General features: G+C 31.5%; 21 protein-coding genes and 1 other RNA gene. 18 read left to right on the top strand and 4 right to left on the bottom strand.

Features of this window, described 5'->3' with window-relative positions:
- The first annotated feature begins 17 nt into the window (after nucleotides 1–17).
- Genes ACTTA5_RS01550 through dxs form a run of 3 tightly spaced genes read left to right on the top strand, consistent with a single transcriptional unit; the run spans nucleotide 18 to nucleotide 3036 of the window.
- Entirely contained in the window at nucleotides 18–254 is a 237-nt protein-coding gene (locus tag ACTTA5_RS01550) for an exonuclease VII small subunit (protein ID WP_262590296.1), read from the top strand.
- Entirely contained in the window at nucleotides 251–1123 is an 873-nt protein-coding gene (locus ACTTA5_RS01555; protein WP_440647389.1) for a polyprenyl synthetase family protein, read from the top strand. The genes ACTTA5_RS01550 and ACTTA5_RS01555 overlap by 4 nt, the downstream gene beginning before the upstream one ends.
- Nucleotides 1120–3036 carry a 1-deoxy-D-xylulose-5-phosphate synthase gene (dxs, locus tag ACTTA5_RS01560; protein ID WP_440647391.1) on the top strand — a complete coding sequence of 639 codons (1917 nt, stop codon included), beginning with the start codon at nucleotides 1120–1122 and terminating at the stop codon, nucleotides 3034–3036. Before ACTTA5_RS01555 ends, dxs begins: the two co-directional genes overlap by 4 nt.
- A gap of 4 nt (nucleotides 3037–3040) precedes the next feature.
- On the opposite strand, the gene aroC is transcribed toward dxs, so the two are convergent.
- A complete protein-coding gene (gene aroC / locus ACTTA5_RS01565) occupies nucleotides 3041–4123 on the bottom strand; it encodes a chorismate synthase (RefSeq protein WP_440647393.1) in 1083 nt (360 codons plus the stop codon).
- 33 nt (nucleotides 4124–4156) lie between these two features.
- On the opposite strand from aroC, the gene pdxH reads away from it, so the two are divergent.
- On the top strand, nucleotides 4157–4783 hold the full coding sequence (pdxH, locus tag ACTTA5_RS01570) for a pyridoxamine 5'-phosphate oxidase (protein WP_262590300.1): 627 nt from the start codon (nucleotides 4157–4159) through the stop codon (nucleotides 4781–4783).
- On the opposite strand, the gene ACTTA5_RS01575 is transcribed toward pdxH, so the two are convergent.
- Complete coding sequence (locus tag ACTTA5_RS01575) at nucleotides 4780–5793, bottom strand: polyprenyl synthetase family protein (RefSeq protein WP_440647396.1); 1014 nt, start codon at nucleotides 5791–5793, stop codon at nucleotides 4780–4782. The genes pdxH and ACTTA5_RS01575 overlap by 4 nt on opposite strands.
- 114 nt (nucleotides 5794–5907) lie before the next feature.
- Here ACTTA5_RS01575 and ACTTA5_RS01580 point away from each other — a divergent pair, with 114 nt between their 5' ends.
- Genes ACTTA5_RS01580 through ACTTA5_RS01600 form a run of 5 tightly spaced genes read left to right on the top strand, consistent with a single transcriptional unit; the run spans nucleotide 5908 to nucleotide 12517 of the window.
- The gene (locus tag ACTTA5_RS01580) at nucleotides 5908–6711 is read left to right on the top strand and encodes a S49 family peptidase (RefSeq protein WP_440634243.1); all 804 of its coding nucleotides are present in this window, start codon (nucleotides 5908–5910) and stop codon (nucleotides 6709–6711) included.
- Complete coding sequence (locus tag ACTTA5_RS01585) at nucleotides 6677–7573, top strand: glycine--tRNA ligase subunit alpha (protein WP_440618083.1); 897 nt, start codon at nucleotides 6677–6679, stop codon at nucleotides 7571–7573. Before ACTTA5_RS01580 ends, ACTTA5_RS01585 begins: the two co-directional genes overlap by 35 nt.
- Nucleotides 7573–9639, top strand: coding sequence for a glycine--tRNA ligase subunit beta (gene glyS, locus ACTTA5_RS01590; protein ID WP_440647398.1), 2067 nt, complete (start codon nucleotides 7573–7575; stop codon nucleotides 9637–9639). Before ACTTA5_RS01585 ends, glyS begins: the two co-directional genes overlap by 1 nt.
- Complete coding sequence (ppdK, locus tag ACTTA5_RS01595; RefSeq protein ID WP_440647400.1) at nucleotides 9639–12299, top strand: pyruvate, phosphate dikinase; 2661 nt, start codon at nucleotides 9639–9641, stop codon at nucleotides 12297–12299. Before glyS ends, ppdK begins: the two co-directional genes overlap by 1 nt.
- Nucleotides 12300–12310: 11 nt before the next feature.
- The gene (locus ACTTA5_RS01600; protein ID WP_440647402.1) at nucleotides 12311–12517 is read left to right on the top strand and encodes a DUF1737 domain-containing protein; all 207 of its coding nucleotides are present in this window, start codon (nucleotides 12311–12313) and stop codon (nucleotides 12515–12517) included.
- On the opposite strand, the gene ssrA is transcribed toward ACTTA5_RS01600, so the two are convergent.
- Nucleotides 12518–12815, bottom strand: a transfer-messenger RNA (tmRNA) gene (ssrA, locus tag ACTTA5_RS01605). It lies immediately after the preceding gene.
- 4 nt (nucleotides 12816–12819) lie between these two features.
- Here ssrA and thyX point away from each other — a divergent pair.
- The gene (thyX, locus tag ACTTA5_RS01610) at nucleotides 12820–13767 is read left to right on the top strand and encodes an FAD-dependent thymidylate synthase (protein WP_440647404.1); all 948 of its coding nucleotides are present in this window, start codon (nucleotides 12820–12822) and stop codon (nucleotides 13765–13767) included.
- On the opposite strand, the gene ACTTA5_RS01615 is transcribed toward thyX, so the two are convergent.
- Nucleotides 13748–14572 (bottom strand): Mrp/NBP35 family ATP-binding protein, encoded by an 825-nt coding sequence (locus ACTTA5_RS01615; protein WP_440647406.1) that lies wholly within the window; start codon nucleotides 14570–14572, stop codon nucleotides 13748–13750. The two genes, thyX and ACTTA5_RS01615, sit on opposite strands and share 20 nt — an antisense overlap.
- Nucleotides 14573–14623: 51 nt before the next feature.
- Between ACTTA5_RS01615 and hflK the strand changes: the two genes are divergently transcribed.
- The 8 genes from hflK to ilvC are packed head-to-tail and all read left to right on the top strand — an operon-like array spanning nucleotide 14624 to nucleotide 22537.
- Nucleotides 14624–15730 (top strand): FtsH protease activity modulator HflK, encoded by a 1107-nt coding sequence (gene hflK, locus ACTTA5_RS01620; protein WP_262590309.1) that lies wholly within the window; start codon nucleotides 14624–14626, stop codon nucleotides 15728–15730.
- Nucleotides 15731–16603: a protease modulator HflC gene (gene hflC, locus ACTTA5_RS01625; protein WP_262590310.1), complete on the top strand. Its 873-nt coding sequence runs from the start codon at nucleotides 15731–15733 to the stop codon at nucleotides 16601–16603.
- 7 nt (nucleotides 16604–16610) lie between these two features.
- Nucleotides 16611–16796 (top strand): DUF2065 domain-containing protein, encoded by a 186-nt coding sequence (locus ACTTA5_RS01630; RefSeq protein ID WP_440647408.1) that lies wholly within the window; start codon nucleotides 16611–16613, stop codon nucleotides 16794–16796.
- A 1-nt stretch (nucleotide 16797) separates the two neighbouring features.
- On the top strand, nucleotides 16798–18213 hold the full coding sequence (locus ACTTA5_RS01635) for a Do family serine endopeptidase (protein WP_440634262.1): 1416 nt from the start codon (nucleotides 16798–16800) through the stop codon (nucleotides 18211–18213).
- A gap of 2 nt (nucleotides 18214–18215) precedes the next feature.
- Complete coding sequence (gene miaA / locus ACTTA5_RS01640) at nucleotides 18216–19124, top strand: tRNA (adenosine(37)-N6)-dimethylallyltransferase MiaA (protein WP_440647410.1); 909 nt, start codon at nucleotides 18216–18218, stop codon at nucleotides 19122–19124.
- Between the two features lie 52 nt (nucleotides 19125–19176).
- Nucleotides 19177–20943 carry an acetolactate synthase 3 large subunit gene (locus ACTTA5_RS01645; protein WP_440647412.1) on the top strand — a complete coding sequence of 589 codons (1767 nt, stop codon included), beginning with the start codon at nucleotides 19177–19179 and terminating at the stop codon, nucleotides 20941–20943.
- A gap of 5 nt (nucleotides 20944–20948) precedes the next feature.
- A complete protein-coding gene (ilvN, locus tag ACTTA5_RS01650; RefSeq protein ID WP_262590315.1) occupies nucleotides 20949–21497 on the top strand; it encodes an acetolactate synthase small subunit in 549 nt (182 codons plus the stop codon).
- Nucleotides 21498–21514: 17 nt separating this feature from the next.
- Nucleotides 21515–22537, top strand: a complete 1023-nt coding sequence (gene ilvC / locus ACTTA5_RS01655; RefSeq protein WP_075506263.1) for a ketol-acid reductoisomerase — start codon at nucleotides 21515–21517, stop codon at nucleotides 22535–22537.
- Nucleotides 22538–22593 lie beyond the last annotated feature (56 nt).

Genomic DNA, 22593 nt, shown 5'->3' on the forward strand with positions numbered 1-22593 from the left:
ATAGTAATGATTAATATATGAAAGATAAAAATTTACCACTCGATTATGATAATAGAACGCTTGAAGAGTTAACAGATGAAGCAAATCAAATGATAAAGTCTTTAGAAGAAAAAGATGACCTAGACAATTCTGTAGAAAGCTATCAAGAGTTACTAAAATTAAATAATTTAATTGAAAAAAAATTTCAAAAAAATTTAAGATCTATTAGTGAAAATACAAATAAAAAAATTAAGGATATCATTAAGAGAAAGTGAAAAATCAACTTAATAAAATTGCAAAAGATACCAATTTATTCTTGAAAAAATATATTCAGGAACAAGAAAATTCCAAATTAATTTATGCAATGAAGTATGGATTATTTCCTGGAGGAAAAAAAATTAGATCTAAAATATTAATTGATATTGGATCGTTATTCTCAATTAACTATCACACATTAATTGCTATAGGCGCTGCTGTAGAATGTATTCATGCTTATTCTCTTATTCATGATGATTTACCATGCATGGATAATGATAATATGAGAAGAGGTAAACCATCAACTCATATTAAATTTGGTGAGTCGACAGCTGTCCTCGCTGGAAATTCATTATTAACAATGGCTTTTGAAATTTTAACTAGTTCCAAGATAAAGTTGAGGGACAAAATTAAAGTTAAATTAGTAGATAAACTTTCTATGTGTTCAGGACATTTGGGTATAGCGGGTGGTCAATATTTAGATTTAGATTTTGAAAAAAAGAAAGTTTCAAAAAAACAAATTATAGAAATGGAAATTAAAAAAACAGGAAAACTTTTTAGTTTTTGTTGTGCAGTACCAGCAATCATTAAGGAGAAAAGTCTAAAGGAAATAAAATTTTTTGAGAGTCTTGGTTCTGATATTGGTCTTCTTTTTCAAATAGCAGATGATTTAATAGATTTTAAAGGTAATTCTAAAATTGCTGGGAAGAGAACAAAAAAAGATCAAAAAAAAGGCAAAGCTACGCTTATAAGTTTGCTAGGTTATGATGCTTCAATCAAATATTGTGGTAAGATTATTTCAGATATTAATAGAAATTTAAAAATTTATGGTTCAAAATCAGAAAATTTAAACGATACATTAGAATTAATATTGAATAGAAATAAATGAAAAATAATTACAAGTTTTTAGATAATATTAACTTTCCATCCGATTTAAGAAAAGTTTCTGAAAATGATTTACAACAAGTAGCTGATGAAGTTAGAGAAGAGATGATCAGTGCAGTATCTAAAACTGGTGGACATTTAGGTGCAGGTCTAGGGGTTGTTGAGCTGACTGTAGCTCTGCACTATGTTTTTGACACACCTAATGATAGATTAATTTGGGATGTAGGACACCAAGCATACCCACATAAAATTTTAACAGGAAGAAAACAAAAAATTACAACCTTAAGACAAGGCAACGGTTTATCAGGTTTTACTAAAAGATCTGAGAGTGAGTATGACCCATTTGGTGCAGCTCATAGTTCCACATCTATATCATCTGCACTTGGCATGGCTGAAGCAAATAAATTAGAAAATAAATCTTCAAATGTAATAGCTGTTATTGGAGATGGCGCAATTAGTGCTGGTATGGCATATGAAGCTATGAATAATGCTGGCGCATCAAAAACTAAAATGATCGTTATATTAAATGATAATGACATGTCTATAGCAAAACCAGTAGGAGCAATGAGAACATATTTAGCAAAGTTATTTACTGGAAAAATCTATTTTAGCTTAAGAGAAACTTTAAAATTAATCACCTCAGCTTTTTCAAAAAGATTTAGTGCTAAAGCTGGTAAGGCAGAAGATTTTTTTCGTTCTGCTGTCACCGGTGGAACACTATTTAGCTCACTTGGTTTTTATTATGCAGGACCAATAGATGGACATGATCTTTCCACACTTGTCCCTATTTTAAGAAATGCTAGAGACTCAAAGCATGAGGGTCCAATTATGATACATATTAAAACTCAAAAAGGAAAAGGATATTCTTATGCTGAGAAAGCTAGCGATCACTATCATGGAGTATCAAAATTTAATGTTGAAACTGGAGAGCAACAAAAAAGTGGTTCTAATTTACCTGCATATACAAAAGTTTTTGCAAATACACTTGTTAAGCATGCAAAAAAAGACAGTAAGATTGTTGGAATAACCGCAGCAATGCCAGGTGGAACCGGTATGGATATTTTTGGTAAGGAATTTCCAAAAAGAATGTTTGACGTTGGTATAGCTGAACAGCATGCAGTTACTTTTGCTGCAGGTCTTGCAACAGAAGGGTATAAACCCTATGCCGCTATCTATTCTACCTTTCTTCAAAGAGCTTATGATCAAGTAGTGCATGATGTAGCAATACAGAGTCTACCTGTAAGATTTGCAATTGATAGAGCTGGATTAGTTGGCGCAGATGGATCAACGCATGCAGGGTCTTTTGATATTACTTATTTGTCAACTTTACCAAATTTTATCGTGATGGCAGCTAGTGATGAAGCTGAGTTAATAAAAATGATTAATACTTCGGTTGATATTAATGATAAACCCTGTGCAATAAGATATCCAAGAGGAACAGGTATTGGAGTTGAACTTCCTTCAATAGAGGAAAAAATAAAGATAGGTAAAGGAAAAATTATCCAGCAAGGAACTCAAGTTTGTTTGTTGAGCTTAGGAACTAGACTTGAAGAATGTAAAGTAGCTGCAGAAGAATTGAAAGCAAAGGGTATTTCAACAACAATTATAGATGCCAGATTTGCAAAACCTTTAGATGAAGACTTAATTTTAAAATCTGCAAGAGAACATGAATTAATGATTACAATTGAGGAAGGTTCTATAGGAGGATTTGGTTCCCATGTTAAAAATTTATTAGCTGAAAAAGGGATATTTGATAAAGGGTTAAAATTTAGATCCATGACTCTTCCAGATGAATTCATAGAGCAAGATAATCCAAAAAATATGTATGATATTGCTGGACTTAATAGTCCACAAATTACAAAAAAAGTTTTAGAAGTTTTATTTAATAAGGATTCAATTAGAGTAGTAAAAAACTAATTATTTATCCGCACTGAGCCTGATTCATTAGGTAGTGGTCTAATAAAACACAATTCATCATAGCTTCTCCAACTGGAACAGCTCTTATTCCTACGCAAGGGTCATGTCTCCCTTTAACTGATATTGTGGTATTTTTTCCGAATTTATTAATAGTTTTTCTTGTAGTTAAAATTGAAGATGTAGGTTTAACTGCAAATGATGCTATTATTTCTTGCCCAGAAGAAATTCCGCCTAAGATCCCGCCTGCATTATTAGAGTTAAATTTTAATTTATTATTTTTTAATGATATTTCGTCAGAATTTTGCTCGCCACTTAGTTGTGCAGAATTCATTCCAGCACCAATATTTACTCCTTTAACAGCATTAATACTCATAAACGCTGATGCGATATCAGAATCTAATTTTGAATAAATAGGCGCACCAACACCTGCAGGAATACCTCTTGCTCTAACCTCTATTACAGCACCACATGATGACCCTGATTTTCTTACACCAAGTAAATATTTTTCCCATAATTTAATCATAGACTTATCTGGACAAAAGAATGGATTTTTTGAAATAATTTTATCATTCCACTGTGACGTATCACATCCTAAGATTCCTAATTGAGTTACAGCACCTATAACTTTAAATTTTTTTCCTAATTTTTTTTGGAGTACTAGTTTAGCTATAGCACCAGCCGCAACTCTTGATGCCGTCTCTCTAGCTGAAGATCTTCCTCCACCTCTGTAATCTCTAATTCCGTATTTTTTGAAATAGGTAAAGTCCGCATGACCTGGTCTGAATTTATCTTTTATATTTCCATAATCTTTAGATCTCATGTCTTTATTATAGATAATTAAAGAAATTGGTGTGCCAGTAGTTTTTCCTTCAAATACACCTGAAAGTATTTGGACTTTATCATCTTCCTTTCTTTGTGTGGTAAATTTTGATTGTCCAGGTTTTCTTTTATCTAATTCTAATTGAATATCTTTTTCATCTAAATGTATGTTTGGAGGACAACCGTCAACTACGCAGCCAATAGCAGGTCCGTGAGATTCACCCCAAGTTGTGAAACGAAATAGCTTTCCAAAAGTGTTAAATGACATTATTTATATTATATAGATTATTTTGTTTAAATTATGAATGAAAAAAACCAACTTGGTATAAACAGCTGCTTTTTAAATTTAGATGACCCAATTAAGTTATTTGAAATATGGATGGAAAAAGCTAAACAGACTGAACCAAATGATCCAAATGCAGTTGCGTTAGCAACTTCAAGTAAAAATAATGTTCCATCCGTCAGAATGGTGCTCCTTAAGGATTTTAATAAAGATGGATTTGTTTTCTACACCAATTTAAATAGTCGAAAAGGTAATGAATTAAAGGAAAATCCTAACGCTTCAATGTGTTTTCATTGGAAAAGTCTTTTAAGACAAGTCAGAATTACTGGAACTGTATCATTAGTTTCTGATGATGTTGCAGATGAATATTATTCTTCCAGAGCATATGAAAGTAGAATTGGTGCATGGGCATCAAATCAGAGCCAAGAATTAAAAAATAGAGATGAATTGATAAATTCAATTAAGGTATATAAAAATAAATATTCTGATGAAACAAAAGTTCCTAGACCAAAACACTGGTCTGGGTGGAATTTAAATCCACAAAATATAGAGTTTTGGCTAGATGGAGAAAATAGAATTCATGAAAGATTACTCTATACAAAAAGCCAGAATGGATTATGGAATAAAGCTTTATTAAGTCCTTAAAAATTTCTCGCTAAACTGAAAGATGTAAGTTTTTTAAGAATTTCTTTTTCTTTAGTATCCCTGAACACACTTAAAGAATTTGATGCTAAGTTAATATAGTGCTGAGCTTTTTGGTAGCACTCATTTATAATCTTATATTTATTAATCAAAGATATAATATTATTAAAATCTTCTTTTGTTCTTTCTTTTTTATTAAATACTTCTTTTAGCTTATTTTTTTCATTGTTTTCTAATTTTTGGTAAAGCAAGATTACTGGTAAAGTCACTTTTCCTTCAAAAAAATCTTTTCCTATTTTTTTTCCAAACAACTTTAATTCAGAATTATAATCTAATGTGTCATCTGCAATTTGAAAAGTTAACCCTAAATTCCTTCCATAAAATTCTAGCGCATCCTTTTCTTTATTTTCTACTTCAGCTAAAATTGCACCTACTTTTGTTGAAGCAGCAAATAGTTCTGCAGTTTTGGCAGAAATAATTTTTAGATATGTTTCTTCAAGCATATCAACTTCATTATTATGTTGTAGTTGTAATACTTCTCCCTGGGCAATTTTAGATGAAGTTGATGATAATAATTTTAATACCTCTAAGTTTCCATCTTCAACCATCATCTCAAAACATCTACTTAAGAGATAATCTCCAATCAAAACCGAGGAATGATTGCTCCAAATTTTATTTAAAGTTTCTTTACCTCTTCTAATCTCACCTTCATCGATAACATCATCATGCATCAAAGTTGCACTGTGAATAAGTTCTACACAAGCTGCTAAATTTACGTCTCTTGAACCTTTTGAGTAACCACATAACTTAGCGCTTCCTAATGTTAATAAAGCCCTTAGTCTTTTGCCACCAGTCTCTATATGATAATTAGTCATTTTTTGAACTAATTGAACATCACTAGTTAATTTGGATTTTATTCTTTCTTCAGTCAAAGCTAGTTTTTCTTCAACAGAATCCTTCAATTGGAAATATGAATTATTTATCTGGTTTTTAAGCTGTACTACAGTTCCCATATTAATTTTAAATTAATATAAATAAGCTATATTTATTACTTATCATTTGACGCACCTATTTCTTCAATTATAAGTAGTCTTTATAATCAACTAAATATTCTGTAAGAGATAAATATGTTCTCCTTTTTAAAAAAGAAAAAAATTGTTTCACATATTAAATTAAATGGCGTCATTGGTAATGCTGGTAAATTTAAGCAAGGTATTGATTTTGCAGGACAGGAAGAAATTATTAAAAAAGCTTTTTCACTAAAAAAAGCTGCTGCAGTAGCAATATCAATCAATTCTCCAGGAGGTTCACCTGTACAGTCACATTTAATTTATAGTTTTATTCGTCAGCAAGCTAAAAAAAGTAATAAGAAAGTTATTTTTTTTGCAGAAGATGTTGCTGCATCTGGGGGATATCTTATCTCATGTGCTGGAGATGAAATTTATGCAAATTCAAGTTCAATTATTGGGTCTATAGGGGTTATATATTCATCATTTGGTTTTACTGAACTAATTAAGAAAATAGGTGTTGAGAGAAGGGTTCATACAGCTGGAAAGAACAAGAGCACACTAGATCCTTTTATGGAAGAAAAGGAAGAAGATATTCAAAGACTTAAAAATATTCAATTAGATTTACACCAAGATTTCATAAATGTTGTTGAAAAAAGTCGTGGAGCAAAATTAAATAAAACAGAAGTAGAATTATTTTCTGGTGAATTTTGGTCAGGTTCAAGAGCTAAGAAATTAGGATTAATAGATGGCATAGGAGATGCGCATGAAATCTTAAAAGAAAAGTATGGTGAAGATGTTGTAATTAAAAAATTTGAAAAAACAAAAGGGTGGTTAAGTCAAAAACTTTCATCTTCAAATCATATTGACCAATTTGCAAATATTTTAGATGAAAGATCAATCTGGCAAAGATATGGTTTCTAAATCAAAAGAGAAAATTCTTACATTTCAAGATACAATTTTAAATCTTCAAAAGTTTTGGAGTAAAAAAGGATGTGTAGTTCTCCAACCTTATGACATGGAAGTAGGAGCAGGCACATTTCATCCAGCAACGACATTGAGGTCATTAGGGGCTAAACCTTGGAAGACAGCATATGTGCAGCCATCAAGAAGACCCACAGATGGAAGGTATGGAGATAATCCAAATAGACTTCAGCATTATTATCAATTTCAAGTTCTTATAAAACCTTCGCCTGAAAATATTAAAAAACTTTACCTCAATAGTTTATCATCTATAGGAATTGATCATTCGGATCATGACATTAGATTTGTAGAAGACGACTGGGAAAGTCCAACATTGGGTGCTGCTGGTCTTGGTTGGGAAGTATGGTGTGATGGTATGGAAATTACTCAATTTACTTATTTTCAACAGATGGCAGGATTTGAGTGCAAACCTGTTTCTGTAGAAATTACATATGGATTAGAAAGAATATGCATGTTTATTCAGCAGCAAAAAAATGTCTACGATCTGTTATGGAATGATGATGGTGTAAAATATAAAGAAGTATTTCATCAAGCTGAAAGAGAATTTTCGGCATATAATTTTGAACATGCAAATGTAGAGTCACTTTTTAAAATGTTTGATATGCACGAGTTGGAAGCAAAGTCGTTAGTTGAAAAAAAAATTTCACTACCAGCTTATGATCAATGTTTAAAAGCAAGTCATGTATTTAATATATTAGATGCACGTGGAGCAATTAGCGTTGCTCAAAGAGCAGGATATATTGCAAGAATAAGAGATATTACAAAATCAGCTGCTAGTATTTGGTTAGATAGTCAAAAATAATGTCTGAATTTTTCTTAGAATTGTTTAGTGAGGAAATACCTTCAAATTTACAAAAAAACTTAAGAGAAAATTTACTAAAAAGTTTTAATGAATTTTTTTTAGAAAAATCAATTAAATTTAAAAAAAGTTCGTCTTACTCAACACCCAATAGGTTATTAATTTTGTTTGAGGGAGTTGAAAAGAAGATAGTTTTAAAATCTGAGGAAATAAAAGGTCCGAGTACAAAGTCTCCAGATGCTGCGTTGGAGGGATTTGTGAGATCAAATGGTGTTTCAAAAAAAGAATTGTTTATAAAAAAAACAGATAAAGGTGAATTCTATTTTTATAAAACTAGATCAAAAAAATTAGATACTCATACATTATTAGAAGGAGCCATACCTCAAATACTGAATAAAATTCAATGGAAAAAGTCAATGAAATGGTCAAATTATGAACTATTATGGGGTAGGCCATTAAAATCTGTCTTATCCATCTTTGATAAAAAAAAACTAAATTTTAAATTTCATCATTTCATTTCATCTAATTCGACATTTATAGATCAAGAATTTGAAGAAAAGAAAAAGCTATTTTCAGACTTTAAATCTTATAAAAATTTTTTTAAAAAAATGGATATACTTATCGATCACACTGAGAGAAAAGACTTAATAGAAAAAAAATTCGACATTATTTTAAAAAAAAGAAATATTAATATTGACAGTAATCCAAAGCTTCTTCAGGAAGTAGTCGATTTAACTGACCAACCAAACGTAATTTTTTGTGAATTTGATAAAAAATTTTTAAATATACCTAAAGAGATTTTAATATTAACCATGCAACACCATCAAAAGTATTTTCCTACTTTTGATAAAAAAGGAAACATTACAAATCAATTTTTGGTAGTAGCAAACAATAAAGATAAAAAAGGATTAATTAAATTAGGAAATGAAAGAGTAGTTGAAGCAAGATTAAGTGATGCAGAATTTTTCTGGCAGAAAGATAAGGCTCAAAACATGGTCAAAAAAATTTCTGATTTAAAATTAATGAATTATTTCAAAGGTCTTGGAAATTATTTTGATAAAGCTCAAAGAATGAGAAAGCTTGGTGCTATTATTTCTGATGAGTTATTAATTAGCAAAGAAAAAGTAGAATTATCAGCATCGATAAGCAAAGTAGACTTGTTATCTGAAATGGTTGGTGAATTTCCAGAACTTCAGGGAATTATGGGAGGTTATTTTGCAAATGCGCAAGGTTTTGATAAAGAAATATCATTTGCTGTTAGCGAGCAATATTTACCCATTGGATCTGGAACAAAAATTCCAAAAAAACCTTACAGCATTGCTTTATCCTTAGCTGACAAGATTGATACTTTAGTTGGATTTTTTGGTGTAAACCAAAAACCAACAAGTTCCAAGGATCCTTTTGCCTTAAGAAGATTAGCATTAGGGATTGTTAGAATTATGATAGAAAATAAAAAAGATTTTAAAATTAGAGATTTAATAAATTATTCTTCAAGTTTGTATCATGATCAAGGATTTGAATTTGAGAATAAATCTTTGCAAAAAGAATTACTAGATTTTCTATTAGAGAGATTGAAATATTATATGAAGGAGGAAAATATCCGAAACGATATAATACAAGCTTCAATAAGTTCTTCTAACTTAGATCAATCTGTAATTATTTTTAATAAAGCAAAAAATTTAAATAAAATAATAAATAAACAAAACGGAATTGATATTATTTCAAGCTATAAAAGAGCATCTAATATTTTAGAGAGTGAGCTTAAAAAAGATAAAATCGAATTATCTAATACAACCGACCCTGGTATTTTTAAAACTGAGCTTGAAAAAAATTTATTTAAAAAAATTAATGAATTGAGGAAATATTTTTCTAGTATTAATAATGATGAAAATTTTGTTCAAACATTGGACAATTTAGCAAGCATTAAAAGAGAGGTATTTGATTTTTTTGATAATGTAATAGTGAATGAAGATGATATGGTAATTAAGAAAAATAGGCTAGAACTAATTCAAATGATGTGTAAAACATTCGACAATTACGTTAATTTTTCTTTAATCGAGTCTAGCTAATGAAGAAACTCATATTAAACTTTAATTCGAAACAATCTAAAAGTATTAAAAATCCAAAAAATTTTTTAGGCGGGAAAGGTGCTAACCTTTCTGAAATGGGGAGGATGGGGTTGCCAGTTCCTCCTGGTTTTACAATATCTACTAAAGTCTGTGAGATTTTTTATAAAGATAAGAAAAAATTAAATAACAATTTAATTTCTCAAATTAAAAAAGAATTAAAAATTATTGAAAAAGATGTTTCTAAAAAATTTGGAGACCTAAAAAATCCTTTGTTATTATCTGTCAGATCGGGTGCTAGAGTATCTATGCCAGGAATGATGGATACAATTCTCAATTTAGGTTTAAACGATAAAACAGTAAAGGCGTTAGCTTTGAAAACTTCTAATGGGCGATTTGCCAAAGATAGTTACAGACGATTTATACAAATGTATGGAAACGTTGTGATGGGTGTAGAGAGCTATCATTTTGAAGAGTTAATTGAAAATTATAAATTAACAAAAGGTGTTTTGTTAGATACAGACTTAGATGAAAATGATTGGGATGGTTTAATCGAAGATTTTAAAAGAACAGTAAAAGAAAAAACAAAAAAAGAATTTCCTCAAGATGTGTATCAACAACTATTTGGAGCAATTAGCGCTGTATTTTTATCATGGGAAAGTAATAGAGCAAAAGTCTATAGAAAGTTAAATCAAATACCAGCAGAATGGGGAACAGCAGTCAACGTTCAATCAATGGTTTTTGGTAATATGGGTGATGATTGTGCTACCGGAGTTGTATTTACAAGAAATCCATCAGATGGATCAAATGAAATATATGGTGAGTACTTAATTAATGCACAAGGAGAGGATGTTGTTGCTGGTACAAGAACACCTCAATACATAACTAAGAAGGCAAGAAAAAATGCTAAAGTTGAAGAACTGTCAATGGAAGAGTCTTTGCCAAAAGTTTTCAATGAATTAAAAAAAATTTTAAAAAAATTGGAAAAACATTACAAAGATATGCAAGATGTAGAATTTACGGTTGAGAATAATAAACTGTGGATGCTTCAAACTAGATCAGGAAAAAGAACTGCAAAATCTGCGGTAAAGATTGCAGTTGATATGGTTAAGGAAAAATTAATATCAAAAAAAGAAGCGGTATTAAGAATTGATCCAAATTCTTTAGATACACTTTTGCATCCTACACTTGATGAAAAGAGCACAATCAATGTGATAGCAAATGGTTTACCTGCTTCGCCAGGAGCAGCAAGTGGAAAAGTGGTATTTACTTCAGAGGAAGCTGAAAGATTAACTTCGATGATGCAAGATACTATCTTAGTAAGAGTAGAAACGTCACCTGAAGATATACAAGGAATGCATGCTGCAAAAGGAATTTTGACTGCTAGAGGAGGAATGACGAGTCATGCTGCAGTAGTTGCAAGGGGAATGGGAAGACCATGCGTATCTGGTTCAAGTGAAATTGACATTAATTATGAGACGAAGACATTTAAAACATCTTCAATGGAAATTAAAGAAGGGGACGTTATTACTATAGATGGATCAACTGGTAGAATCATATCAGGTAGTGTGGCAACAGTTAAACCTGAGATATCTGGAGATTTTTCCAAAATAATGACTTGGGCAGATAGTTTTAGAAAATTAAATATAAGAACAAATTCTGAAACACCTAAGGATACTAAAACAGCAAAAGATTTTGGAGCCGAGGGAATTGGTCTTTGCAGAACAGAGCACATGTTTTTTGATGAAGAAAGAATTTTATCAGTAAGAGAAATGATTTTATCGAAAACTAAAGAAGATAGATCAATTGCATTAAAAAAACTTTTACCTCATCAAAAAAAGGATTTTATTGAAATATTTAAAATTATGAGTGGATTACCAGTTACTGTAAGACTGTTAGATCCACCTCTTCATGAGTTTTTGCCTCGAACAGCTAAAGAGATTAATGAAGTATCAAATATTGTTAATCTTCCAGTAAAAGAAGTAGAATCTAGAATTGATGAATTGCATGAACAAAATCCCATGTTAGGTCATAGGGGATGTAGACTTGGAATCTCTTTTCCTGAAATATATGAGATGCAATGTAGAGCAATATTTGAAGCTTTAGCGGAGCTCAAAAAAGAAAAAATTAAATCTGCTTTTCCAGAAATTATGATCCCACTAGTGTCTACTGAAGCAGAAATAAAAATTATGAAAGATTTAGTAATTAGAATTGCAAGTGAAGTTCAAAAAGAGCACAAATTAAAAATTGAATTTATGGTTGGTACGATGATTGAGCTTCCTAGAGCGGCTATAAAAGCTAAAGATATTGCAAAACATGCTGAATTTTTTAGCTTTGGAACTAATGATTTAACTCAAACTACATTTGGAATAAGCAGAGATGATAGTGGAAAATTTTTAAATGATTATTTAGATAATAAAATTTTTTCAATTGATCCATTTATTTCGATAGATGATGGAGTTGGAGATTTAATAAAAATAGCTGTAGAAAAGGGAAAAAGTCAAAATAAAAATATAAAACTTGGAATTTGTGGTGAACATGGGGGTGACCCTAACAGTATTTTATTTTGCTCAAAAGCAGGACTAAATTACGTTTCTTGTTCTCCGTACAGAGTTCCTGTAGCAAGGTTGGCTGCAGCACAAGCCGAATTAAATGATAAATAAGTGAGAATTTTATGAAGGGATATAGATTTATTACAGATGATGACACATCAAAATTTTGTCACCGTGTTACAGAAGCTTTGTCAAATGGTTGGACTTTATATGGTGAGCCAAAAATGACATTTGATAAAAAGAGAGGTATTATGCGTTGTGGACAAGCAGTAATAAAAAATTCACCTAAAAAAAAATACTCAAAAAAAATTAATTTATCATCAATTTGAAGTAGGGGCGTTCTGTTGCCAGGTGCCCCGGACCCCGTGCTTAATTAACTAAGTTAATTATGCAGCAAGTGCGTAACTTTCGTTAGCAATTATAAATTAGCCCGTTACGGTGGAACAATCCCGAACGAAAGAATAGCCTTTAGTCACCCGTCGATTCTAGTTCACCCCCGTAAGTTGTAATGGTGGAGGTGGTGGGTACTGCCCCCACGTCCGCAATGGTTATTACGAAATTCGTTTATCGTCGTAGTTGGAAATCCAACATTATTAATATAAAAGTAATTACAACAGATTCAATAACAATCATGAAATTAACAAAAGAACAATCAGAAGAAATAAAAAACCAGCAATCCCAAAGCAATCAAACTAAAAGAGTTACCGCTCCAGAGCTTGAAAAAATACTCTATGAAGCGCTGCCAGCATTAGATCACGGATTTGTCAGAGTAGTTGATTATATGGGTGATGACACCTCTATAGTTCAGTCAGCGAGAGTATCTTACGGGAAAGGGACAAAGCAAGTTTCAACAGATAAAGGTTTAATAAAATACTTGATGAGACATTGGCACAGCACGCCATTTGAAATGTGTGAAATAAAATATCATATTAAACTTCCAATATTTATTGCAAGGCAGTGGATTAGACATAGAACTGCCAACGTAAATGAATACTCTGCAAGATATTCAATTCTAGATAAAGAATTTTATTTACCAACTAAAGAAAATTTAGCAGCGCAATCGACTAGCAACAGACAAGGAAGAGGAGATGTCCTTGAAGGAAAACAAGCAGAAGAAGTATTACAACTTTTAAAAAGCGATGCAGAGAGAACTTATGATAATTATGAAACAATGCTTAATGAAAGATATGATGGTTCAACAATTGATGAGAATAAAAAAGGATTAGCAAGAGAACTTGCAAGAATGAACCTAACATTAAATACTTATACCCAGTGGTATTGGAAAACTGATTTATTAAATTTAATGAACTTTTTAAGGTTAAGAGCTGATAGCCACGCTCAGTATGAAATTAGAGTTTATGCAGACATAATGTTAGATACAGTTAAAAAATGGGTACCGATAACTTATGATGCATTTATGGATTACAGAGTAGGAGGAACAGAGGTTTCTGCTAAGGGAAAAGTTATAATTCAAAAACTTATTAAAGGTGAAAATGTAGATGTTGAAAGCTCAGGTCTATCTAAAAGAGAATGGAATGAATTAATGGATGCTTTTGATCTTAAAGATAAGTTGATTTAATCTTCTCAGCAAAATCTAGATATATTTTTGAAATTTCATGGTCTGGGTTTGACTCGACTATTGGTTTTCCTTGATCACCAGAATTTCCAACATCAGGATTTATTGGTATTTCACCTAAAAAATCTTTTTGAAATTCTTCTGCTGTTTTTTTTACTCCGCCTTCTCCAAAAATTTTGTACTTCTTTCCATCATCTCCAACAAAAAAACTCATGTTATCAACTAATCCTAAAATTTTAACTCCAAGCTTATCAAACATTTTAATTCCTCTTTTTACATCCAATAGAGCAACTTCTTGTGGAGTTGATACTATGATTGCACCATCCATTTTAATTTCTTGTGAAAAAGTTAATTGAGTGTCACCAGTTCCTGGAGGCATGTCAACAATTATAAAATCTAAATCTTTCCAATTAACCTTCTGAGTAAAAGTTTTAATTGCACTCGTCACCATTGGACCACGCCAAATCATCGGAGTTTGCTGATCCGCTAAAAATCCAATTGACATACATTGGATGTCATATTTTGTTATGGGGTCTAATTTTTGACCGTCACTTTTTGGCTTTTCATTAATATCAAACATTTTTGGAACTGAAGGGCCATAAATATCAGCATCTAACAATCCAACTTTGCATCCAACTTTTTTTAAAGCCAAGGCAAGATTCGTTGCAAATGTAGATTTACCTACACCGCCTTTTGCACTTGAGATTGCAATAGTAAACTTAGTTCCTAGAATTGGATTTTTTGTAAAAACTCTAGGCTCCACCTTCCTTTTCATTGCGTCACTTAGTTCTGTCTTTTTATCTGGCATAAAACTATCCTTACTTGTTTTTTGCCATAAAGACACTATATACTTTGACATATGTCAGATGATTTCAGAGGAAGAGGCGGAAGCCCATGGGGAACACCTCCAGGAGGTGGTAGCGGAGGTAATGGTTCAGGAAGAGGACCAACACCACCAAACGTAGATGAAATCATAAGAGAGTTTCAAGATAAAATAAGAAAGTTTTTACCTGGTGGAAAATCTTCAGGTGGAAAGTCTATTGGATTAATTTTATTAGTCTTAGCCTTTGTATGGCTTGCAAGTGGGCTTTATAGAGTATTACCTGATGAACAAGGGGTTGTTCTAAGATTTGGAAAATTTGTTAAAACTACTCAACCTGGATTGAACTATCATATTCCTTTTCCAGTTGAGACTGTTCAAACTCCAAAAGTAACTAAAGTAAATAGAATCGATATTGGATTTAGGTCTGAAAGAGATAGTGGTTTTTCTACAGGTGGAGGAGTTGCAGATGTTCCTCAAGAAAGTTTAATGCTTACAGGTGATGAAAACATTGTAAATATCGATTTTTCGGTATTTTGGGTTATCAAAGATGCTGGTAATTTTTTGTTTAAAATTCAGGACCCTGTAGGAACTGTTAAAGCAGCCGCAGAAACAGCAATGAGAGAAGTAATTGCTAAAAGTGATATTCAACCAATATTAACAGAAGGTAGATCAAGTATTGAGATTGAAACTCAAGAAATTATTCAAAGCATTTTAGATGATTATGAAAGTGGAGTACAAATTACTCAGGTACAAACTCAAAAAGCTGATCCACCTGATCAAGTAATTGATGCATTTAGAGATGTTCAGGCTGCAAGAGCGGATATGGAAAGATCTAAAAACGAAGCTGAAGCTTATGCAAACGATGTGATCCCAAGAGCAAGAGGGGAAGCGCAGAAAATTTTACAAGCGGCAGAAGCTTATAAAAAAGAGGTTGTTGCTAAAGCTGAAGGTGAAGCCAGTAGATTTTTAGCAATTTACAATGAGTATGCTAAAGCAAAACAAGTTACACAAGAAAGAATGTTTTTAGAGACAATGGAAACGGTTTTAGCAGATATAAATAAAATTATCATAGATAAAGAGTCTGGTTCAGGTGTTGTGCCATATCTACCATTGCCAGAGCTTAAAAAGAAAGAGACAAATTAAATGAAAGCTGGGAAAATAGTAGCTGGAATATTGGTTTTGATTGGTGTTGTAGCGTTCCTATCAGTAATTATAGTCAAAGAAGTTAATCAAGCGATAATTCTTCAATTTGGTGATCCAAAAAGAATTATAATGAAACCAGGCTTAAACTTTAAGATTCCATTTATTCAAAACGTTGTTTATTTAGATAAAAGGATTTTAAATTTAGATACCCCACCAGAGGAAGTAATTGCATCTGACCAAAAAAGATTGATTGTTGATGCGTTTGCAAGATTTCAAATAGTTGATCCCTTAAAATTTTATATTTCAGTTGGAGATGAAAGAGTTGCAAGATCAAGATTATCTACAATTATAAACTCAAGAATTAGAAATGTTTTAGGTCAAGAAGAATTACAAACCTTGCTATCACAAGATAGATCAAAACAAATGTCTTTGATTAAAGACGGCGTTAATAATGAAGCTCAAAATTTTGGAATTAATATTGTCGATGTGAGAATAAAAAGAGCTGATCTTCCTACAGCAAACAGTGATGCAATTTATAGAAGAATGCAGACTGAGAGAGAAAGAGAAGCAAAGGAATTTAGAGCAAAAGGTGCTGAAATGGCTGTAACAATTACGTCAACTGCTGACAAAGAAGTGACTGTAATATTAGCTGATGCTCAAAAACAGTCAGAAATTATGAAGGGAGAAGGTGATGGTGAAAGAAATAAAATCTTTGCAGATGCTTTCGGACAAGACCCTGAATTCTTTTCTTTCTACAGATCAATGCAATCTTATAGTAAAGCGTTTACTGCAGGTGAAACCTCAATGATCTTGTCTCCAGATAGTGAATTTTTTAAATTTTTTGGAAATACAACTCCCGATATTAAACAATAATTTTTAGATGAATGAGCTAGTCATAGCTTTTGGTCTTTTTTTATTTATAGAGGGAATTTTATTTGCCTTATTTCCAGCAAAAATGAAAAGTATCCTTAAAAAACTTGAACTTGTTAAAGATAGTCAATTAAGATCAGGTGGACTTATTTTTGCAGTTATAGGTTTTGTGATTATTTATTTTATTAAAAGTTAATATGAAAAAATTAAAATTTATTATTTTAACAATTATATTTTCTTTAAGTTTTTCATTACAATCAAACTCTAGGCCTGTTCCAGCGTCATTTGCAGACCTTGCAGAAAAATTAATGCCTTCTGTGGTAAATATTTCTACATCAACTACTGTAGTTACAAACAATAACTCTTTTCCATTTCAATTCCCTCCAGGTTCTCCATTTGAAGACATGTTTAAAGAATTTGGAACTCCCCAGGAGAGAAAATCAGCAGCTTTGGGTTCTGGATTTATTATTGATGAGAAGGGAGTAGTAGTTACAAATAATCACGTAATTCAGGATGCTGATGATATTATTGTTAGAGTAAACGGAGACCAAGAATATAAAGCAAAAGTGCTTGGTGCCGATCCTTTGATGGATATAGCAGTGTTACAATTAGATACAGAAGATAAATTTAAACCAGTTGGCTTTGGAGACTCTGATAAAGCAAGAATTGGTGATTGGGTTTTAGCAATTGGAAATCCATTTGGTCTTGGTGGGACAGTAACTGCTGGAATTATTTCAGCAAGGAACAGATCTATTGGGTTATCAAGATATGAAGATTTTATTCAAACAGATGCATCAATAAATTCAGGAAATTCAGGTGGACCTTTATTTGACATGGAAGGAAATGTAATTGGAATTAATACAGCCATCTTAGGAAGAAATGGTTCTATTGGTATAGGATTTTCAATTCCATCCAATAGTGCTCAACAAGTAATTAAACAATTAATTGAGTTTGGTGAAACAAAAAGAGGTTGGCTAGGTGTAAGAATTCAAGATGTAACAAAAGAAATTGCTGAAGTTGAAGAACTAGATAAACCAAGAGGTGCTTTAGTTGCAAGTGTTGCGGAAAATAGTCCCTCTGAAAAAGCAGGAATTCAGGCTGGAGATATTATTTTAGAGTTTAATGGAGTTGAGATTAAGCAAATGAAAGAGTTGCCAGCAATTGTTGCAAGAACAGAAGTTGGAAAAAATGTAGATGTAAAAATTTGGAGAAATAAAAAAGAAATAACTAAAAAGGTTTTGTTGGGAAGATTAGAAACCTCTGATGACTTCAAAGTAAGTGAAAATCCAAAACAAGATGAAAATAATTTAGATGAAATTGTAGAGAGTTTAAGAATATCAGTAAGACCTTTAACTAAAGAGGATATAAAAAACCGTAAATTACCAAACCAAACTACAGGATTAGTAATTACCAATATGGCTAATAACAGTCCTTTAGTAAACTCAATCGAGATCAATAGCATTATTATTGAAGCTCAGAAGAAAAAAATTAAATCAGCAGATGATTTAAGAGATATCACTCAGAAAGCAATAAACTCAAATCAAAAAACTATTTTAATTGCAATTTATAACAATCAAAATCAACGAAGATATATTGGTGTTAAATTAGATTAGTAATGGATTTGAAATCCAAGATAATTTTAATTTCAGGACCTACAGCATCTGGAAAATCAAGTTTTGCAATTAAACTTGCAAAAAAAATTAATGGAGAAATTATTAATGCAGATAGTATGCAAGTTTATAAGCAACTTAAAATTTTGTCAGCAAGACCTAGCCCAAAAAATTATCAGTCAATAAAACATCATTTATATGGTTTCCAAGATGCAAAGAAAAGTTTTTCAACCGGTGATTGGCTTAAAATTGCAAATAAAAAAATAATTGAAGTTAAAAATAGAAAAAAAGTTCCAATTCTTGTAGGAGGAACTGGGCTTTACTTCAAAGCATTAACTGATGGTTTGGTTAAAATTCCAAACATTCCAGTGAGGTTTAGAAATAAAATTAGAAATCTAAATAAAAAAATTGGCCAAAATAAATTTTACAAGCAATTATTAAAACTGGATCCTCTTTCAAAAAATAAAATTAATTCAACGGATACCCAAAGATCAATAAGAGCTTTTGAAGTTAAAAAGTTTACAAAGAAATCTATTCATGAATGGTTTAAAAATACTAAATCAAACTATTTAGAAGAAGATTTTTTAAAAATTTATATTGATTATCCACGTGATGAGTTGGTTGAAAGAATTCATCAAAGAACCGGAAAAATGATTAAAATGGGTGCCGTGAATGAGGTTAAAAGATTTTTAAAACTAAAAATTAATGAACAAATGACTGCATATAAAGCAATTGGAATAAATGAAATTCATGAATATTTAGCAAAAGAAAAAAAAATTGATGAAATCAAAGAAAAAATATCAATAAAAACTAGACAATACGCTAAAAGACAAAGCACATGGGCTCGAGGAAACATGAGTGATTGGGTTAAGCTTAAGCCGTCTGAGATTAATAATTTTTTAAAAAAAATTTAATTTTTCCATACTTAACCTTGACCAATCAGTACAACTTCAGCTAGATTGCGAAATGCCAAAATTATTAACTGGAGCTGAAATCGTATTTAAGTGTCTTGAAGACCAAAAGGTAAATCATATCTTTGGTTATCCTGGTGGTGCTGTACTGCCAATATATGATGAGTTAAAAAATCATCCATCTATTAAACATATTCTTGTAAGACACGAGCAAGGTGCAGGTCATGCAGCTGAAGGTTATGCAAGATCATCTGGAAAACCTGGTGTTGTTTTAGTTACTTCAGGCCCTGGTGCCACTAACGTCGTTACAGCTTTAACTGATGCATACATGGACTCAGTTCCAATGGTTTGTATTTCGGGTCAAGTTCCAACACACCTTATTGGTACGGATGCGTTTCAAGAATGTGACACAACAGGAATTACAAGACCATGCACAAAGCATAACTGGTTAGTAAAAGATATCAACGACCTTTCTGACGTTATGCATGAAGCATTTAAAGTTGCAACAACTGGAAGACCAGGTCCTGTATTAATTGATATTCCAAAAGATATTCAATTTGCAAAAGCAAAATATAAAAAACCAAAAAAAGAAAAAAGTTTAAATGGCAAATCTCACAATAAGTTTTCAACTGATGAAATTGACCAATTAATTAATTTAATTAGTAAAGCAAAGAAGCCAATAATTTATAGTGGTGGAGGCGTAATTAATTCAGGACCAAAAGCAAGTGAAGCTCTTAGAAAATTTGTTGAACTAACAGGATTTCCAATTACTTCAACTTTGCAAGGCCTAGGTGCTTATCCTGGAGACGATAATCAGTTTTTAGGAATGCTAGGAATGCATGGAACATATGAAGCAAACAATGCAATGCATGACTGTGATTTATTAATTAATATTGGTGCAAGATTTGATGATCGTATTACTGGAAAAATTGATGAGTTCTCGCCCTATTCCAAAAAAGTTCATATTGATATTGATCCATCATCAATTAATAAAATTATTAAAGTAGATCTTGCAATCGTAGGCGATGTAACGAAAGTAATTAATAAAGTAAATAAAACAATTGTTAAAAAGAAAAATGGTAATGGTAAATCAAACAAACCTAATATTGCAAAATGGTGGGAACAAATTCAAAAATGGAGAAATAAAGACTCTTTAAACTTTATTAATAGTGAAGATAGCATAAAACCTCAACATGCTGTTCAAAGACTTTATGAGTTAACAAAAAATAAAGATACTTATGTAACAACAGAAGTAGGTCAGCATCAAATGTGGGCTGCTCAACATTATAAATTTAACAAACCCAATAGATGGATGACTTCAGGTGGATTAGGAACTATGGGTTATGGATTACCAGCAGCTGTTGGAGTTCAAGTAGCTCATCCAGAAAAATTAGTTATTGATATTGCAGGAGAGGCATCAGTTTTAATGACAATGCAAGAGATGTCCACGGCTGTTCAATACAATTTGCCAATAAAAATATTTATTTTGAACAACCAATACATGGGAATGGTAAGACAGTGGCAAGAGCTGCTTCATGAAAAGAATTATTCTGAAAGTTATTCAGAAGCATTACCAGATTTTATGAAAATGGCTGATGCTTATGGCTGTAAAGGAATTAAGGCTGATAACCCATTAGAGCTAGATGAAAAAATTCAAGAAATGGTTGACCATAATGGTCCTGTTATTTTTGATTGTCATGTGGATCCAAATGAAAACTGTTTCCCAATGATACCTTCAGGTAAACCTCATAATCAAATGATCTTAGGACCAAACGATCAAGAAGAGAATAAAATAAAAGGAAAAGGCAAAGCCTTAGTTTAATCAAAATGCCAAAATCAAAGTCAGCTTACAGCTCTCCATCTATAAAACAAAAATCAGATACTTATATATTTGTTGTTTGGGTAGATAATGAAGCGGGTGTTCTTGCAAGAGTGGTTGGGCTGTTTTCTGGTAGGGGTTATAATATTGAGTCTTTGGCAGTAGCGGAAATTGATGCTATCAAAAACATATCTAGAATAACAATTGTAACAACTGGAACACCTCAGGTTATTGACCAGATTAGACTGCAATTAACCAAATTAGTTCCTGTACACAAAGTTGCTGAATTTAAAAGAGACGATAAAGACGTTATTTTTAAAGAGATGGCTCTATTTAAAATTGTAGGTAAAAAAAATAAAATTGAAAAATGTTTAAATGCTTGTAAAAAATTTAACCCAGTAGTATTGGATGAAACAAAATCATCAGCAGTTATTCAAATAACAGCACTTAGAAGAGAGATTGATAAAATGAGCAAAAAATTAAAACCCTTGGGACTTATAAGCACTTCAAGAACAGGGGCTGTTGCAATGACAAGAGGTGCAAAAATTTTTAACTAATTAATAGGAGATAAATTATGAAAATGTTTTATGAAAAAGATGCAGATGTAGATTTAATTAAAAATAAAAAAATTGCGATTTTTGGTTATGGAAGCCAAGGTCACGCTCATGCACTTAACCTAAAGGATAGCGGAGTTAAAGAAATTGTTGTTGCTTTAAGAGAGGGGTCATCAAGTGTTGCTAAAGCTGAGTCAAAAGGTTTAAAAGTGATGAATTTATCTGATGCAGCTGCTTGGGCAGATGTTGTTATGATATTAACTCCAGACGAATTACAAGCTGAAATTTATAAAAATCATATTGAACAAAGAGTAAGAGAAGGAACAAGTATTGCTTTTGCCCATGGTTTAAATGTTCACTATGACTTAATTAAAGCAAGAAAAGATTTAGATGTATTTATGGTTGCTCCAAAAGGACCTGGTCATTTAGTAAGAAGTGAATATGAAAAAGGTGGTGGAGTTCCATGTTTGTTTGCAGTTCATCAGGATGGATCTGGTAAAGCAAGAGATCTAGCTCTTTCCTACGCTTCAGCAGTAGGTGGGGGAAGATCAGGTATTATTGAAACTACTTTCAAAGACGAAGTTGAAACAGATTTATTTGGTGAACAAACTGTTTTATGTGGGGGTTTAGTTGAACTAATTAAAAATGGATATGAAACTTTAGTTGAAGCCGGGTATGAACCAGAGATGGCATATTTTGAAACAGTTCATGAAGTTAAATTAATTGTTGATTTAATCTATGAAGGTGGAATTGCAAATATGAATTATTCAATTTCAAATACTGCTGAATATGGTGAGTATCAATCTGGTCCAAGAATTATCAATAAGGAAGAAACAAAGAAAAGAATGAAAGAAGTTTTGGCAGATATTCAATCAGGTAAATTTACTAAAGAGTGGATGGATGAGTGCAAAACTGGTCAAAAAAACTTCTTAGCAACTAGAGCAAAATTGGCTGAACATTCTGTAGAAAAAGTTGGAGCAGAGCTAAGAGCCATGATGCCTTGGATAAGTAAGAAAAAATTAGTAGATAGCGATAAAAGTTAATTATTAATTGAATTTTATATCTGTAATAATCTTTTTTTTTCACTTATAATTTTTTT

Source organism: Candidatus Pelagibacter sp. HIMB1521, assembly GCF_052047875.1.
Lineage (GTDB): Bacteria > Pseudomonadota > Alphaproteobacteria > Pelagibacterales > Pelagibacteraceae > Pelagibacter.